This window comes from Chitinophagales bacterium (genome assembly GCA_020635995.1).
GTDB lineage: Bacteria > Bacteroidota > Bacteroidia > Chitinophagales > UBA8649 > JAFMKE01.
Genome location: JACJYS010000001.1, coordinates 306,304 through 325,311, shown reverse-complemented (window position 1 = coordinate 325,311; position 19,008 = coordinate 306,304). Strand labels below are relative to the sequence as shown.

6 protein-coding genes are annotated in these 19,008 nt (G+C 34.6%); 4 read left to right on the top strand and 2 right to left on the bottom strand.

What is annotated here, in order from left to right:
• Positions 1–63 precede the first annotated feature (63 nt).
• Positions 64–3,627: a DNA polymerase III subunit alpha gene (gene dnaE, locus H6578_01420; GenBank protein MCB9225815.1), complete on the top strand. Its 3,564-nt coding sequence runs from the start codon at positions 64–66 to the stop codon at positions 3,625–3,627.
• Positions 3,628–3,877: 250 nt separating this feature from the next.
• Positions 3,878–15,871: a gliding motility-associated C-terminal domain-containing protein gene (locus tag H6578_01415; GenBank protein MCB9225814.1), complete on the top strand. Its 11,994-nt coding sequence runs from the start codon at positions 3,878–3,880 to the stop codon at positions 15,869–15,871.
• 133 nt (positions 15,872–16,004) lie between these two features.
• On the opposite strand, the gene H6578_01410 is transcribed toward H6578_01415, so the two are convergent.
• A complete protein-coding gene (locus H6578_01410) occupies positions 16,005–16,886 on the bottom strand; it encodes an alpha/beta fold hydrolase (protein MCB9225813.1) in 882 nt (293 codons plus the stop codon).
• 80 nt (positions 16,887–16,966) lie between these two features.
• On the opposite strand from H6578_01410, the gene H6578_01405 reads away from it, so the two are divergent.
• Positions 16,967–17,506, top strand: a complete 540-nt coding sequence (locus H6578_01405) for a DUF456 domain-containing protein (protein ID MCB9225812.1) — start codon at positions 16,967–16,969, stop codon at positions 17,504–17,506.
• Positions 17,507–17,566: 60 nt separating this feature from the next.
• A complete protein-coding gene (locus H6578_01400) occupies positions 17,567–18,376 on the top strand; it encodes a M48 family metalloprotease (protein MCB9225811.1) in 810 nt (269 codons plus the stop codon).
• A 158-nt stretch (positions 18,377–18,534) separates the two neighbouring features.
• Here H6578_01400 and H6578_01395 read toward each other — a convergent pair whose 3' ends face one another.
• On the bottom strand, positions 18,535–18,984 hold the full coding sequence (locus H6578_01395; protein ID MCB9225810.1) for a DUF1569 domain-containing protein: 450 nt from the start codon (positions 18,982–18,984) through the stop codon (positions 18,535–18,537).
• Positions 18,985–19,008 lie beyond the last annotated feature (24 nt).

Sequence of the window (19,008 nt, the reverse complement as noted above, 5' to 3'; positions counted from 1 at the left end):
AACTAAAAATTAGGTACTTTGTAGTGAATATTTCTTCATCTTTTTATTAAAAAATACTCAAAAATGCCACAATATTCTCATTTACATTGCCATACACAATTTTCGCTTTTAGATGGAGCTGCTTCTATACCGGAAATGATAGCCAAGGCAAAAGCTGATGGGCAGGGAGCTGTAGCTATAACTGACCATGGCAATATGTTTGGAGCTTTTAAGTTTGTGGCAGAAGCTAAAAAACAAGGCATAAAACCCATTATTGGCTGTGAGTTTTATGTGGTAGAAGACCGTTTTCAAAAATCGTTTACCGGTGGCAAAAAAGACAAGCGTTATCATCAATTAATTTTAGCAAAAAACGAAATAGGGTACAAAAATTTATCTAAACTTTGCTCACTCGGGTATATAGACGGTTTGTATAGCAAATGGCCAAGAATAGACAAAGAATTAATAAAACAATACAGCGAAGGATTAATAGCCACCACCTGCTGTATTGGTGCCGAAGTTCCACAAGCTATTATTAACTTAGGAGAAGAAAAAGCAGAGAAAGTATTTTTAGAGTGGCTTGATGTTTTTGGCGAAGATTATTATATAGAACTACAAAGACACAACCTTGAAAATATAGATGGTACAGGCATTAGTCAAGAAGATGTAAACCAAGTGCTTTTAAAATGGAGCGAGAAATATAAAGTGCCCGCCATAGCCACCAACGACAGCCATTATATAGATGAAATGGATGCCAACGCTCACGATATTTTACTTTGTGTAAATACGGGCGAGCTAAAAAGTACACCTATTGGAAAAAATGAAAATTTTGGCAAAAAAGGAACGCGATTTGGCTTTCCTAATAGTGAGTTTTTCTTTAAAACTACCGCACAAATGGAGCAAGTTTTTAAAGATATACCCCATGTGCTTGAAAATACCCAGCAAATAGTAGATAAAGTAAATACACCCGATTTAAAAAGAGATATTTTATTACCCAATTTTACTTTGCCTCAAGGTTTTGACAGCCAAGCAGAATACTTACATTTTTTAACCTATGAAGGAGCTAAAAAACGCTATGGCGAACTGACAGATAAAATACGTGAGAGATTAGATTTTGAACTAAAAGTAATTAACGATTCGGGTTATCCGGGTTATTTTTTAATAGTACAAGATTTTACTACCGCTGCCCGAAAAATGGGAGTTGGTGTAGGCCCGGGTAGAGGAAGTGCGGCAGGAAGTGCCGTGGCATATTGTATAGGCATTACCAATGTAGATCCTATAAAATATGAGTTGCTATTTGAGCGTTTTTTAAATCCTGAGAGGGTTTCTATGCCAGATATTGATATAGATTTTGATGATGAAGGCAGGCAAAAAGTTATAGATTTTGTGGTAGATAAATACGGCAAAAATCAAGTGGCACAAATTATTACCTACGGTTCTATGGCAGCAAAAATGAGCCTTAGAGATGTAGGTAGGGTTTTAGATGTACCTTTATCTGAAGTAGATAAGGTGGCAAAAGCTTTTCCCGACCATTTGAGTGCTACTTTAAATAAAGTGCTTGAGGACGATGGTGTGCAACCCAAACTTTTAGACAAATTAAATACTGAACAAAAGAAAGCAGCAGATGATTTTAGAGCTTTAGCGGCACAAAACAATGAAATAGGTGAGATGATTCGCGAAGCTAAAAAGTTAGAAGGTTCTATTAGAAATACAGGCATACATGCTTGTGGAGTTATTATTACCCCGGAAGATATTACCAACTTTTTACCAATGACAGTAGCTAAAGATTCTGATTTGTTAGTTACCCAGTTTGACAACTCAGTAGTGGAAAGTGCGGGCTTGCTTAAAATGGATTTCTTGGGTTTAAAAACCTTAACCATTATTAAAGATGCTATTGAAATTATAAAACAACGACATGGAATAGAAATAATACAAGATGATATTCCTTTAGATGATGAAAAAGCCTACCAATTATTTCAAAAAGGCTTGACTAATGGTATTTTTCAGTTTGAAAGTCCGGGTATGAAAAAGCATTTGCGAAGCTTAAAACCCGATAAATTTGCCGACATTATTGCTATGAATGCTTTGTACCGTCCGGGGCCCATGGAGTATATACCCAACTACATAGCTCGTAAGCACGGCAAAGAAAAAATAGAATATGATTTGCCTGAAATGGAAGAGTTTTTAGAAGAAACTTATGGAATAACCGTGTATCAGGAGCAGGTAATGTTGTTATCGCAAAAATTGGCAGGTTTTACAAAAGGTCAAGCCGACTCATTGCGTAAAGCAATGGGTAAAAAAATAAAAGCCATGATGGACGAACTTTACCCTAAATTTATAGACGGTTGTTTGGCTAACGGGCATGATAAAAAAATAGTAGAAAAAATATGGAAAGATTGGGAAGCTTTTGCTGAATATGCTTTTAATAAATCGCATTCTACGTGCTATGGTTTATTGGCTTATCAAACGGCATATTTAAAAGCTAATTATCCGGCAGAATTTATGGCGGCAGTGCTTGGGCACAATATGAATGACATAAAAAAAGTTACTTTTTTTATGGATGAATGTAAACGTTTAAAAATTCCCGTTTTAGGGCCGGATGTTAATGAAAGTTCTAAAAAGTTTACGGTAAATAAAAAAGGTAAAATTAGGTTTGCATTATCTGCCATAAAAGGCGTGGGTGGTGCTGCGGTAGATGCCATAATAGAAGAAAGAGAAGCCAACGGAGTGTATGCCGATATTTTTGATTTGACCAAAAGAGTAAATTTGCGTGCCGTGAATAAAAAATCAATAGAAAGCTTGGCTATAGCAGGCTCTTTTGATGGATTTGAAAATAGTAAAAGAGAGCATTTTATAGTACCCGACCCAACGGACGAACAAACACTGACAGAAAAAGCCATAAAATTTGGCAGTGGTGTACAAGCCTCTGAAAATAGCAATCAAAATTCTTTGTTTGGCGATATAGCTCCTGTAGAATTTGTGGCTCCGCCAATACATAAAGTAGAAGAAATGAGCTTAATAGAAAAGCTTAATATGGAGAAAAAGGCAGTGGGCATATACATAACCGGGCATCCATTAGACACTTTTAAATTGGAAGTAAAAAGTTATACCACAGCTAATACTTCAAACTATACAGAAAAACAAAATAGCGTTATAAAATTGGCGGGGATAATTACTTCTTGCAATACCCGATTTTCTAAAAAAGGCACTAAGTTTTGTGTGTTTACTATGGAAGACTACAATGGAAGCATGGAGGTATTTTTGTTTGGCGAAGATTATATTAAGTTTGGAAACTATGTAGAAAGTGTAGGGAGTATGGTTTTTATAACAGGACGCTATGAACTTAACAAGTGGAATAACCAATGGCGATTTAATATAAGTAATATAGATTTGCTTGAAAATGTAAAAGATAAATATACCAACGGCTTAAAGTTGGAAATAAAAATAGATGAGATAGATGAAAATACAGTAGATAACTTAACTGCCATTATAGAAAGCAATCCGGGAAACCACAGTTTAAATATAGATTTAATAAACCCACATACTAAGGAAAAAGTAAGTTTATATTCAAAATCTAAAAAAATAGACGTAACACAAGAACTATTAGAAGAAATAGAAGACACTTGTGGTATAAAGTATAAGTTGACTTAGGGTGATGATGTATTATTTTATAGACTCTTTGTCATAGACTCTTAATATATTAATGTCATAATAACTCTTGCCATATATATTCTCTTTATCTTTGATTCTGATATATGGACTGTAACAACTGAAGTGTTTTTTTCGTATTACAAAAACAATCTTAACGATATAGTTATTAAGGTTTGTATTATTTTTTAACTAATTAAACTACGAGTATAAAACAATAATCTTTAATGTAAGATGTTGTATTTTTAATTATATGAGAAAGTTAAATTCCCTTTTTACTTTTTTGTTTGTGTTTGCTGTGTCTATACTAACAGCACAATCAAATGCGGATTACAACATAACAGTAACACCTTCGGGAGGCATGATACCTTGTGATGTAAGTAACACCACAGAATTGGTGCATATTGTATCAAAGAAAAGCGGTTTGAATAATTTTAAAATTACCTTTACTTTACCTACAGGTATAGAGTATGTTACAGGTACTGTTACAAGAACAGGGGGGACAGTAGTTGGAGGAACTATTACAGAAGATGCAACATCTACAGCTACCGTGCCAGTATTTAACATAATAGGTGCAGTATGGGGAGGTGGAACAACATTTGATTTTACATTTACCCGAAGAGCAGCATGTGCATCTATTGATTATTCTATAGGGGGAGGTTCTTTTAAAGATGCTTTTAGTGCATCATATACCGGGGGATCGGCAAGTTCTTTGACAGACACAGACCCTTCAATAGCACCTTATAGTTTAAATGTAGCAGTATTAAGTGTTCAACCTATTGTTACGGCAAACGCTAATCTTGGCGATATTATTCCGCCAAGAAACATTACAGTTGTTCAGGGCGGTAGTGGACGCATTCAAAAATTTGTACATAAAGTAGTAATAGCTAATACTAATGCAACAGTCAATTACGTTTTATATTATGGTGGTATTCCTTTGGTGCCTAATGCCTTAAGTACTGGAGATACCTTATATTTTGATATTGATTTATCGGTAGCACCTTTTAATACTTCTAGTGCCGCTACGAGTGGAACTGTGGGATATTTTGATAATGGAGAAACAATAACATTTCAAGAAAGTTTTAAAGTACGAAGATGTGAGGCTGAGCCGGTAAGACACTTTTCTCAATATGGTTGTAGTGTTGGAGAAGTATGTTATATTTCTGCTTCTCAACCGGGCAATGTTATTTTTGGTTCTCAATTACCAAATATTATAATGGTGTTTAGCACCTATCCTACGAGTGCTTATTATTTTTGTGATACAAACCATGTAGAAGTAACTATAACCAATACCAATACCAATGCCGGAGCAGCTGCTACCGATATATTGATAGGTATAGGAAAAGGACCTAATTCTGTAAATCCTTTAACATATACTACTAAAGAAATTAGTGCACATTCAAATCGCTATCAACATTTAAACTATGCCGTAAATGGTATTGCTGTAACTGATTTGTTGTGGGGAAATCATGGTTCTTTACCAGGGGCAGGAGATGCTTTTGTGGGAATATTTGATACCTTAACTTTTGATCCGGACGGACCGGGTGTAGGTTTAGAAGATTTAGATGGTGATGGTTATTATGACGATTTAGGTCCGGGACAATCTTTTAAATTCTCTTGGGATGTATTGATAAATCCTTCTCTTGGTTCTTGTGTTTCGGCCAGTAGTAACTGGACATGGGAAGAATGGGAACACAATTATATACAGGTTGTTCATAGAACTCAATGTGGGACAGATAGGTTAGGAAAAACCTTAGACCGCCATTATAATATTTTCGGCAAGTATCAAGAGGTTTCAGAATATGATGTACCAACTGACATTGATGGACCAAGCGGTGCAAATTTCAACGTGTTAGTCAAACCAGGAATAAGTGGTAGAGGTACATGGAAGTGTGGTAACCCAAGTGGGAGTGGCAGTAATGAAATATACCAAATAAGAATACCATTACCACCAGGTATAAGTTATGATGGGGTTACTCCACCAAATTTACCCACTACATTAAATCCTTCTTATTTCATGGATGGGGACACATTGGTGTATCAATTAGAGGGAGATGGGGTAGGTTTAACGAGATGGTTTAATTTTCCATTAACTATTGATTGCAATATATTTAATTCTACATCTCTTTCTTTATCCTATCAAGCAAGATTTATTTGTGATGGAGGTTGTATTAATTCTGACATATATTGTACTACTTTACCAACCATAAATACTCATTGTCCAGTTTCTTGTAAAGGACCAATTACAAAGGGAATGGAGGCTAATAGAACAACGGCAGGTTGGACTGATAATACCAAAACGGCTAAAGTAACTCTTGATCCAAGTGTACACAATACAAAGTATTATTTAAGTGGAGACACTATGCATGTAGAAACATACATGATTATGAGCGGAGATACTGTAGTAGATAATTTATATTATTCTTTGAGTTGGACTGCTGCGACAACGGCAAACTTAAATTATGTGCCAGGCTCAGGTGAAATAACAATTAATGATATTTCGTCAGGAATATTTAATGGTTCATTAACGGGTGTTCCTAACTATACGGGTTTTACGGGGAGCAATAAAGAAATTTTGTTTGATTTAAGTTCATATTCTACATTAGTTAGTTCTACATATCAATATGGCGAAGGAAATGCAATAGATACTGTATGGCTGAGTTTTGATTTAGTAGTGCCAACAAGTTTAGCAACAAATTTTAATCCATACCCACTTTCTAATTTTGTTGGTTATTTCTTTTTATATGAACCTGACGGAGTAACGAGACACGAATGTGATAGATATGGAGAATCTGTTGTGTTAGACCCAGTAATGCCATATATTACACCTTGGCTTAGTGGACAAACGATTAATGAATGTTCTAATGCTTTTATGCGAATGTGGGTTTGGAATAGAAAAATAGGATATCAAACTTTTCCTGGAGAATACAGGCCTCCTTTGGAGGCGGACTCAGTAGTGTTTACATTGCCAGATTATGTGGAATATATTTCAGGATCTGCAACTGTGGGCAATAATGCAGGAGTTGTAGCTAGCACCTCAAACGCATCTGCATATTATAATGCAGCAAATAGAACAGTTACAGTTAAATCTACCCCTATATACTCGTATCCTAATTGGGGCAGTTATTATACGGAATTTAAAATATTGGTAGATGTAAAGTGTGGAGCTCCATTAAATTTATTTCCAGGAACAGCATCAACAAATATTAAGACATACTTTGATAAATTTACTTATTCTCCTAATATTGCTGAGGCTGATTCTAGTAGTTATAATTTTCCGTACGGAATCTTTAACCAACCTACTTATACTTTACAATCTCCTGTTCCTGTTGTTCAAGGGGTACAATCTAATATTAGTTGGGATGTGCAAGTAGATAAAACTAATTCTGGCAACGTAGCATATAATTGGTTAAGAATAGAAACAATTCCCGGAATAAACATAACAGGCGTATATGCTGTAAGTGGATCAACAGAAACTTTATTAACAAGCTCAAGCCAAGGGGGATATTTATATGTTCAGCTAGGTGCTATGAATGGCGTAAGTACTCATTATTATAGAATTAAAGCAGATTATACTACTTGTACTAATCAATTTTTTGACGTGAATATAGGTTGGGGGTGTTCGGGTTATCCTTCTGATTATTTGGCTGTTGATGCCACAAATTGTTATGACGAAGTGTTGGAACTTGGTTTAGAGCCAAAAGGATCAATAGTTGAGATTAATGTTGATGAATCAAGCACAGCAGTCCCTGTTACAATGTGCAATCCATTTATTATAAGTATGGATGTTTTGAGCTTAGATGAAGCAAATGTTGAAAACCCTTATATAAGCTTTGCTGTTCCTGGAGGTGTATCGGCTTTAACTATTAATAGTGTAAATGTTGAATATCCTGCGGGTTCCGGTAATTCACAAATAGTATCAACAACAGTATTGGGGGGAAATATTATTATTAATCTTTTAGATCATACACTAATAGATTCTATAAATGGAATTTATGGAACGGTAAATAGTTCTGGAATAGATGGTCGTACCGTATTAGTAACTCTAAATGCTCAAACTAATTGCAATTTTATTGCTAATTCCAGAATTAGATTTGTAGTGTATGGAGAGAAACCTTGTAGTGGTTTAGCGATAGGTAGTGGAGGAGATGATTTTTCTGCTAAAATAGCGGTAAATGGAGCTTCAAGTGATTATGAGATTTTTCACGCCATAGCACCGCCTATAAATGGGATAGAGGGTTGTTCGGAAATGGATACTATTAATTTTACGAGCACCATTTTTTCTGGCTTGTCAGGACCAGTAACAGGTGTTCAAGATACAATGAAAATTGCTTTACCAACAAATGTATCATATCAGTCTTTTACATGTAATAGTACAGATTGTCCAACATTTATTTCATCAAACTTGGTTGGAGGAGTGAATGAAGTGTTGTTTTTAATTCCGCAGGGATTAGAAAACGGAGACGAGTTAAATATGGACATGGAAGTAACTTCCGAAATGGCGGGGTGTGATTCTGTGGCAACAATAGAGATATTTTCTTATGTATCGGCTTCGGGTCTATATTGTGGTGCTACACCTTGTTCAAATTCTATATTGGAAACCGGGTATCAAATAGAAGAAACTACAATCACAAAACCTAATTTTATTGTAGAAGCGAATTTGGTAGTTGAAGATGGTGCTTCTCCAAATCATAACGTAACTGCAATTTATACAATTGATAATACTACAAGTTCTTTAAATGTTAATCCTAACATAGAAATTAGCGTTTATTATGATGCAAATAATAATCAAATATACGATGCCGGCACAGATGTTTTACTTGGAACACAAATGTATAACAATACAATTCTTGCAGGATCTTCAGCAATAGACACACTATATTTTACAGCTACAACCACTCAGTTAGATAATTTAATATTGGTAGCAAGAGCAGCTGATAATGCTTGCTTGTGTGATGATTATACCACCCCCTTTCAAATTTGTTACATAGAAAATTTACCGATACATGCCGATAGTGTTTGTTTAGGGGAAGATATAGAAATTATAGTAGAAAATTCAGAAATAGGTAAAACCTATCAATTATATGATATTGAAGCTAATTCTTTGGTTGGTGCTGCTATATCGGGAACAGGAAGTGATATATTATTTTCTTTCCCTTCTACAATAGAAGATACATTGTATTACAAAATTTTTGTTGAAAATACATCACTTGGATGTAATGGTTTTCTAAAAGATAGTATTGTTGTAATAATAACAGACCCATTAAGCATGGAAGTAAATGCAGGGAATGATACTTTGGTGTGTCCCGGTTTATTCACAACTTCTGCAAATAATTTAAAGGGCTATGGTGTGTGGACACAAATAGATGCAAATAGTTCAACAGGAATTAATAGTTCTACAAACAAAAATGAAACAATAAATCTGCAAGGTGGGTTAGTTTATAAATTTGAATGGTGTGTAACCAGTAGTAGTTGTATGGTGTGTGATACAGTAGAAGTTGTAACCGAAAATTTACCAAGTATTATTAGTATAGATACCACCATTTGCCAAGGGCAGAGTTTAATAGTAAATGGCACAACATATACTGCTAATGGTTTCTATCAAGATACAGCGAGATACGTAATAAGTGGTTGTGATTCTATACAGTATAATATCAATCTACATATAGATAGCTTTATTGTAGAAAATATAGACACAACAATTTGTCAAGGACAAACATTAATCGTAAACGGCACAACTTATACTTCCAACGGCTTCTATCAAGACACAGCACGATACACTGTTTCTAACTGTGATTCCATACAATACAATATTAACCTACATATAGATAGTTTTACAGTAGAAAATATAGACACCACTATTTGTCAAGGGCAGAGTTTAATAGTAAACGGCACAACTTATACTTCCAACGGCTTCTATCAAGACACAGCACGATACACTGTTTCTAACTGTGATTCCATACAATACAATATTAACCTACATATAGATAGCTTTACCGTAGAGAATATAGACACAACAATTTGCCAAGGACAAAGCTTAACCGTAAACGGTACAACTTATAATACCAATGGCTTCTATCAAGACACAGCGAGATATGTAGCAAGCGGTTGCGATTCCATACAATACAATATCAATCTTCATATAGATAGCTTCACCATAGAAAATATAGATACCACCATCTGCCAAGGACAAAGTTTAACGGTAAACGGCACAACATATACCGCCAGCGGTTTCTATCAAGATACAGCGAGATATGTGGTAAGTGGTTGTGATTCTATTCAGTACAATATCAATCTACATATTGACAGCTTTACCGTAGAGAATATAGACACAACAATTTGCCAAGGACAAAGTTTAACGGTAAATGGCACAACTTATACCGCCAACGGTTTCTATCAAGACACGGCACGTTATGTAGTAAGCGGTTGTGATTCCATACAGTACAATATAAATCTACATATTGATAGCTTTATTGTAGAGAATATGGACACAACTATTTGTCAAGGACAAAGTTTAACAGTAAACGGCACAACATATACCGCCAATGGTTTCTATCAAGATACAGCACGGTACACCATTTCGGGTTGTGATTCCATACAATACAATATCAATTTACATATTGATAGCTTCACCGTAGAAAATATAGACACCACCATCTGCCAAGGGCAAAGCTTAACAGTAAATGGTGTAACTTATACCGCCAACGGCTTCTATCAAGATACAGCGAGATACGTAGCAAGCGGTTGTGATTCCATACAATACAATATCAATTTACATATTGACAGCTTTACCGTAGAAAATATAGATACAACCATTTGTCAAGGACAAACATTAACCGTAAACGGCACAAGCTATACAGCCAATGGTTTCTATCAAGATACAGCACGGTACACCATTTCGGGTTGTGATTCCATACAATACAATATCAATTTACATATAGATAGCTTCACCGTAGAAAATATAGACACCACTATTTGTCAAGGACGGAGCTTAACCGTAAATGGCACAACATATACTGCTAATGGTTTCTATCAAGATACGGCACGTTATGCTGTTTCCGGTTGCGATTCTGTTCATTATAATATTAACCTGCATATTGATAGCTTTATTGTAGAAAATATAGATACCACCATCTGCCAAGGACAAAGTTTAACAGTAAACGGCACAACATATACCGCAAATGGTTTCTATCAAGACACAGCGAGATACGTAGTAAGCGGTTGTGATTCCATACAATACAATATTAACCTACATATTGATAGCTTTACAGTTGAGAATATAGACACAACAATTTGTCAAGGACAAAGCTTAACAGTAAACGGTATAACATATACAACAAATGGTTTCTATCAAGATACAGCGAGATATGTTGTAAGTGGTTGTGATTCTATTCAGTACAATATCAATCTACATATAGATAGCTTTATAGTAGAGAATATAGACACCATTATTTGCCAAGGTCAAAGTTTAACAGTAAACGGTACAAGCTATACTGCCAACGGTTTCTATCAAGACACGGCACGTTATGTAGTAAGTGGTTGTGATTCTATACAATACAATATCAATTTACATATTGATAGCTTTATAGTAGAGAATATAGACACCACTATTTGTCAAGGACGGAGCTTAACCGTAAATGGTACAACTTATACCGCAAATGGATTCTATCAAGACACAGCAAGATATGTAGCAAGTGGTTGTGATTCAATACAGTATAATATAAACTTACATATAGATAGCTTTATAGTAGAGAATATAGACACCATTATTTGCCAAGGTCAAAGTTTAACAGTAAACGGTACAAGCTATACTGCCAACGGTTTCTATCAAAACACGGCACGTTATGTAGTAAGTGGTTGTGATTCTATACAATACAATATCAATTTACATATTGATAGCTTTACCGTAGAAAACATAGACACAACTATATGTCAGGGACAAAGCTTAACCGTAAATGGTACAACATATATTGCCAATGGTTTCTATCAAGATACAGCGAGATATGTAGTAAGCGGTTGCGATTCTATACAGTACAATATCAATTTACATATTGACAGCTTTACCGTAGAGAATATAGATACCACAATTTGTCAAGGACAAAGTTTGACCGTAAACGGTACAACATATACTACCAATGGTTTCTATCAAGACACAGCTCGTTATACTATTTCGGGTTGCGATTCTGTTCATTATAATATTAACCTACATATAGATAGTTTCACAGTTGAAAATATAGACACAACAATTTGTCAAGGGCAAACATTGACAATTAATGGTATTACATATAATACAACTGGATTTTATCAAGATACTACAAGATATATTTTGGGTGGTTGTGATAGTGTACAATTTAATATAAATTTAACAATTGGTAGTTATGTTCCCGGTTTTATAGATACAACCATTTGTCAAGGGCAAGCAGTTACATTTAATGGAAACACACACAATATAGCCGGCACATATTATGATACATTATATAATGCGGCAAATGGCGGTTGCGATAGTCTTTTTACATTGTTTTTACACATAGATAGCTTCACGGCTCAAAACATAGATACCACCATCTGCCAAGGACAAAGTTTAACTGTAAACGGCACAACTTATACCGCTACAGGTTTCTATCAAGATACCGCTCGTTATGCCATTTCTGGTTGCGATTCTATACACTATACTATAAATTTACAAATAGACAGTTTTGCAGTAATAACAATAGATACAACAATCTGTCAAGGACAAACATATACTTTAAATGGAATGTCTTATACATCAACAAACACCTATTACGACACCTTACATTATGCCTTAAGTGGTTGCGATAGTATGCAGTACATTCTCAATTTGCAAGTGGATAGTTTTGAGGTAAGCATAATAGACACTACTATTTGTCAAGGGCAAACATATACCTTAAATGGAATAGCTTATACCGCTACAAACACCTATTACGACACCTTGCTCCATGCCATAAGCGGTTGTGATAGTGTACAATATATATTGAACTTGCAAGTAGATAGTTTTATATCAATTACTATAGATACAACTATTTGCCAAGGTCAGGCATATATTTTAAATGGAGAAAGTTATGTAACGGAAGGCACATATTTAGATACTGTACATTATACCCAAAGTGGTTGCGATAGTATTCATTATACCATAAACCTACAAGTAGATAGTTTTAATATAACCACAATAGACACCGTTATTTGTCAAGGAGAAGTATTTGTTTTAAATGGAATAAACTACAATCAAACAGGCATTTATTTTGACACCTTAGATTATGTTATAAGTGGTTGCGACAGTATGCAATATGTATTAAACATACAGGTAGATAGTTTTGAAGCTGTAGTAATAGACACCACAATCTGTCAAGGACAAAGTTTAACGGTAAATGGAATTACTTATACTTCAAACGGGTTCTATCAAGATACAGCGAGATACGTAGTAAGCGGTTGTGATTCTATACAGTATAATATTAATCTACATATTGATAGTTTTACAGTAGAAAATATAGACACCACCATTTGTCAAGGACAAAGCTTAACCGTAAATGGTGTAACATATAATACCAATGGTTTCTATCAAGATACAGCGAGATACGTAATAAGCGGTTGTGATTCTATACAGTACAATATAAACTTACATATAGATAGCTTTACCGTAGAAAATATAGACACCACAATCTGCCAAGGACAAAGTTTAACGGTAAATGGCACAACATATACCGCAAATGGTTTCTATCAAGATACAGCGAGATACGTAATAAGCGGTTGTGATTCTATACAGTACAATATCAATCTACACATAGATAGCTTTACAGTAGAGAATATAGATACCACCATTTGTCAAGGACAAAGTTTAACGGTAAACGGTACTACTTATACCGCCAACGGCTTCTATCAAGACACAGCGAGATACGTAGTAAGCGGTTGTGATTCTATACAATACAATATCAATTTACATATTGATAGTTTTACAGTAAAAAATATAGATACAACAATCTGCCAAGGACAAAGTTTAACGGTAAACGGCACAACATATACTTCAAATGGTTTCTATCAAGATACAGCACGTTATGTAGCAAGCGGTTGTGATTCTATACAATACAATATCAATTTACATATTGACAGCTTTACCGTAGAAAATATAGATACTACAATTTGTCAAGGACAAAGCTTAACCGTAAACGGTACAACTTATACCGCCAACGGCTTCTATCAAGACACAGCGAGATACGTAGTAAGCGGTTGTGATTCCATACAGTATAATATTAATCTACACATTGACAGCTTTACCGTAGAAAATATAGATACTACAATTTGTCAAGGACAAAGCTTAACCGTAAATGGTGTAACTTATACTGCAAATGGTTTCTATCAAGACACAGCGAGATACGTAGTAAGCGGTTGCGATTCCATACAATACAATATCAACCTACATATAGATAGCATTACCGTAGAAAATATAGACACAACAATTTGTCAAGGACAAAGCTTAACGGTAAACGGCACAACTTATACTATTAACGGCTTTTATCAAGACACAGCTCGCTATACCGCTTCGGGTTGTGATTCTGTTCAATACAATATTAATCTACATATAGATAGTATAGAACCAATTACATTAAACGATACAATTTGTGAAGGCGATATTTACACCTTAAATGGCATAAATTATACGCAATCCGGCACCTATTACGATACCTTATACCACACGGCAAGTGGGTGTGATAGCATACATTATACGCTTAACTTACAAAGATTAGATTTTGTAACAGACACCATAAGACAAACAATATGTGAAGGAAACAGTTATACATTTAATGGCAACAGTTATGTTACAGAAGGCTTGTATTATGATACTTCTGCATATTCCTACTATGCTTGTGATAGTGTACATTATGTAATATTTATAGATGTAGATAGTGCCATAACAGTTACTGTACCGGCAAGTATTTGTGAAGGGGATACCTTTAGTTTTAATGGAACTGATTACACCTCTCAAAACACTTATTATGATACGCTTCGTTATACCAGTAGTGGTTGCGATAGTGTTTGGTATGAAATTCAATTAACCGTTAGCCCACTACCTAATGTATTAGCTACAGCTACACCAAATGATACTGTTTGTGAAAACAATGATGTAATGCTTTCCGGAAGTGGTGCATCTGTTTATGTGTGGAGTAACGGTGTGCAAAATGGTGTTCCGTTTAATCCGTTGCTTGGAAGCACACAATATTATGTAGAAGGAACAGATGCTAATGGTTGTATCAATACAGACACTATAGATATAATTGGATTGGCCACAGCAGACACCACTTTATCGTTTACTATATGCGAAGATGAATTTCATACCTTACCGGATGGAAGCCAAGTTAATACAGAGGGTTCGTACATTACAATTATCCCTAGATTAACAAATGGTTGCGATAGCATAATAACAACACAATTAAATGTAAATTATATAGGTGTTTATAATGACTTGCAAGATGTAGCCGTTTGCTCCGGTTTATCTCAAACCATAATTATAGATGCACAAAACATGATAAGTTTTGAATGGTTTATAAACGAAGGAAGTGGAGATGTAAGTTTATTAGGAAACACAAACTATGTAGGGGCAAATACAAATTCATTAACGTTTAATTTAGATACTGCTTTAGACCATAATATATATAGTGTACAAATGGTTGATGAGTGTGGCAATTCTTATGTTTCAAATTCAATGTTAGAAGTGTTTCTTCCGCATTTGGTAGAAAATCCTTTGCCGGATACTACATTTTGTTTGCATGAAATAGAAGTAATTAATGTTGAATACAACGGACATGATTATCAATGGAACACTGGAGAGTTTGGTCCGTATATATTACCCGATTATTCAGGCGATTACATTGTTAATTATATAGAGAACCATACAAATTGTTTAATGAGTGATACCATAAATATTACGTTGGAAGATTGTATAGGAAACTGTGTAGTATTAGCACCAACAGGCTTTAGTCCGGATGGAAATGGAGCAAATGATATTTTTAGAGTAGTAACCAGTTGCAACGAAGGGTTTGATTATTATTTATTTAATGTTTATAATCGTTGGGGCGAATTGATATTTTCAACTAACGATTGGCGTCAAGGCTGGGACGGTACTTACAAAGGCAGAGATGCAGAAATAGGCATTTATACCTATTATGTAGAATACACTAAAAGTATAACAAGCGAAAAAGGAAACCTTAAAGGAAATGTTACTTTAATTAGGTAAAAAATTATTTCAAAATATCCTCAATAATTTTTAGATGGTGTTTTTACAATGATAAATGCCGTTAGAGCAATACTGCATGGATATCCGTAATAGACCAATAGTTGTTCTAAACAGCTATCAAAACGATATTAACCTAATTGGCAAGCATCCAGTTAACTATTTTATAAAAATAATCATCAGGAGCGTCTTTATGGGTCAGCATATCTACATGCCCGTAGTTGTGTTTGTATCCATTTTCTTTGCTCAAATACCAATAGTCTTTTTGTGCATGGTGCACTTCACTCATTAATAGTTTTACATCTTGTGTGTGTCCTAACAGCATATCGTTGGCTCCGTCCAAAAAAAGTAAAGGAGCTAATTGTTTTTCTGCTAAGGCTTTTCCATAGTCATATCCGTCCATATTGTCTATCCATTTGCTGTTGTTTCCCAACCATTCATTTATCTGTTTCCAATGGTAGCGAGGTTCATTATCGCTACCCATTTTTAGTTCTTTGGCGGGCAAATAACCATAAAAAGGAGTTAAGAGAGTACCTAAAAATTTCCAACCAAAAAATAATTCCTTAAAATATTGGACATTTCTAATAGTTAATCTTCTTTTAGCACCAAAAAGTACTAAGTTTTTAATATTGTTTTCAAACCTTGCCATATAAGCAAGCATAAGCACGCCTCCCCAGCTGTGGGCTACGCCATATATAGGCACATTGCCTTTCAATTCTTTTATTTTTTGTAGGCAAACAGGAATATCTGTTTTAATAACATCTACTTGTCCGTATTTACTTTTTCTGCTCATAGTGGGCGTGCTAAGTCCTCTGCCTTGCATATCTACTACAAAAACATCAAAGCCTTTTTGAGCCAAATAAGGAGCAAAACCTTTTAAACTATTAGAATAAAAAATTTTTCCATTTTCAATAGAGCCATGAAGCAAAAAAACGGGCTTGCCTTTTTCATTTTGGTAAATACGTTTTAAATGAAGTTTACCATTATCTAATGGAATAAAAATAGATTCTTGTTGCATGTAAGTGCAAAGGTAAGAAATAGGCGTTTTTGTTTGTAGAAGCCTGGTTAAAAATAAATCCTAAATACTATATTTACACTATGGAATCTACAGTACTTGAAATATTAGGTCAGTGGGGTGTACTTTTAATTGGTATTATTTTTATAATAATTGCTTATGCCGGTTCTATATTGCCTGCTTTGCCGGGTGTTCCTTTTGCAGCCTTGGCTGTTTTGTTAGTACACATTGCACTTCCTCATGGCGAAAAATATAGCTGGGTTAGTCTAACAATAGTAGCGGTACTTACTATTGGTATTTCTATTTTAGATTTTGTAATTCCTGTATTGGGAACAAAAAAATATGGTGGCTCTAAAGCCGGAGTTAGAGGAAGCACAGTAGGTTTAATAGTCGGGTTTTTAATTTCTATTTTTACAAGTGGCATAGGAATTTTAGCCATTATATTAGGTCCATTTTTTGGAGCATATATAGGCGAAAAATATTTTGCCGGAGCAGACAATAAAACTGCTTTAGCTTCTGCATGGGGTAGTTTAGTGGGTTTTTTGGCCGGAACAGCAGGAAAATTAATAGTAGTAACTATAATTACTGTTATCTTTGTAATGGGTGCTGTGCGTTTATTTTAAACTAAGGCACGATTATTGATTAAAGTTTTAAACTAATTAAAAAAACAAATTATTTTAAGTATGAAAAAATTTATGATACTAATATTCCCTGTTGTATTATTTTTAGCAGGGTGTAAAAATAGCGATGGTGTTTTCTTATATTCTTTAGAAGATGACAAAACCCTTGGAGCAGAAACTGCGGCTCAAATAGCTGCCGATCCAGCAACTTATCCTGTTTTAGACAGGAACTCCAATCAAGCGGCTTATGCCTATTTAGAAGAAATGAAAACTATGATTTTAAATGGTGGAGAAGTAAAGCACAAAGATGATTTTGATTGGAATCTTTACATTATAGATGACCCGAGTACTTTAAATGCTTTTTGTACGCCAGGCGGTTATATTTATGTTTACACAGGTTTAATTAATTATTTAGAAGATGCATCTTCATTAGCAGGCGTAATGGGACACGAAATAGGGCATGCCGATCATAGACACTCTATGTCTCAAATACAAAAACAAATGGGAATTAGTTTGCTAATAAGTGCTTTTGTAGATGAAAATTCAAGTGCTTTGGTGCAATTAGGGACTCAAATGGTAGCTAACTTAACTACTTTAGCATTTAGCAGAAGCGATGAAACAGAAGCAGATAAAAGTTCAGTAGAATATTTATGCCCTACAGATTTTGAAGCAGATGGTGCAGCTAATTTCTTTATAAAAATAGAAGCTGAAGGAGGAACTCAACCACCTCAGTTTTTAAGTACTCACCCAAATCCGGATAATAGAGTACAGAATATACAAGAAGAAGCATCGGGATTAAGTTGCGGAAACGAAGCCGCAGACCCAATGATTAATGGTGTTTCTTACCAAACTTTTCAAGGGTATTTTAACTAAACATTGTTTAGCAATCAATAAAAATAGGAGCTTAAATTAAGCTCCTATTTTTATTTCAGTATCTTTAAAATAATACTATATGTTTATTCGGCTTATGACTTGGGTGTCCCAAGGCAGAAGTCGGAAAAAAGGAAATGTTACTTTAATTAGGTAAAAAACTATTCCAAAATATCCTCAATAATTTTTAGATGGTGTTTGCTATGGATTTTTAAAAACTTTTTGGTGGTATCTCTTTTCATGTGTCCAAAAAGGGGATGATTAAAATAAAAATCGGCAGGAAGTTTTTCTATGGCATTAAAAGCGTCTTTTGCTTTGTTTAATTTTTCTGCTAAAAAATCGGTAGCATATTTTTCTTCTGCTCCTCGGGTTGTTTTAGGTGCTTTTCCTTTCCCTCGGGGAATATAGCCCGTTAATAAAATTAAAGATTTAATGTAGTTAAACTTAGCTTTATAATCTGAAGGATTAGATTGCTGTATATCTTCACTTACTACAATTACTACATTTAGTATATGGTCAAGTTGCCAACCTACAGTTTTTGCCGAAACTGTGGCGTTAATTTCATCCGTTTGAGGAATATATTTTTCTACGGCTTTAAAAACATCTTTCATAAGGTAAAAATAAAAAAAAAAGTG

Excerpts from the sequence above, each read along its gene's own strand:
- dnaE (MCB9225815.1), top strand. The coding sequence starts at position 64 with ATGCCACAATATTCTCATTTACATTGCCATACACAATTTTCGCTTTTA.
- H6578_01415 (MCB9225814.1), top strand. The coding sequence starts at position 3,878 with ATGAGAAAGTTAAATTCCCTTTTTACTTTTTTGTTTGTGTTTGCTGTG.
- H6578_01410 (MCB9225813.1), bottom strand. The coding sequence starts at position 16,886 with ATGCAACAAGAATCTATTTTTATTCCATTAGATAATGGTAAACTTCAT.
- H6578_01405 (MCB9225812.1), top strand. The coding sequence starts at position 16,967 with ATGGAATCTACAGTACTTGAAATATTAGGTCAGTGGGGTGTACTTTTA.
- H6578_01400 (MCB9225811.1), top strand. The coding sequence starts at position 17,567 with ATGAAAAAATTTATGATACTAATATTCCCTGTTGTATTATTTTTAGCA.
- H6578_01395 (MCB9225810.1), bottom strand. The coding sequence starts at position 18,984 with ATGAAAGATGTTTTTAAAGCCGTAGAAAAATATATTCCTCAAACGGAT.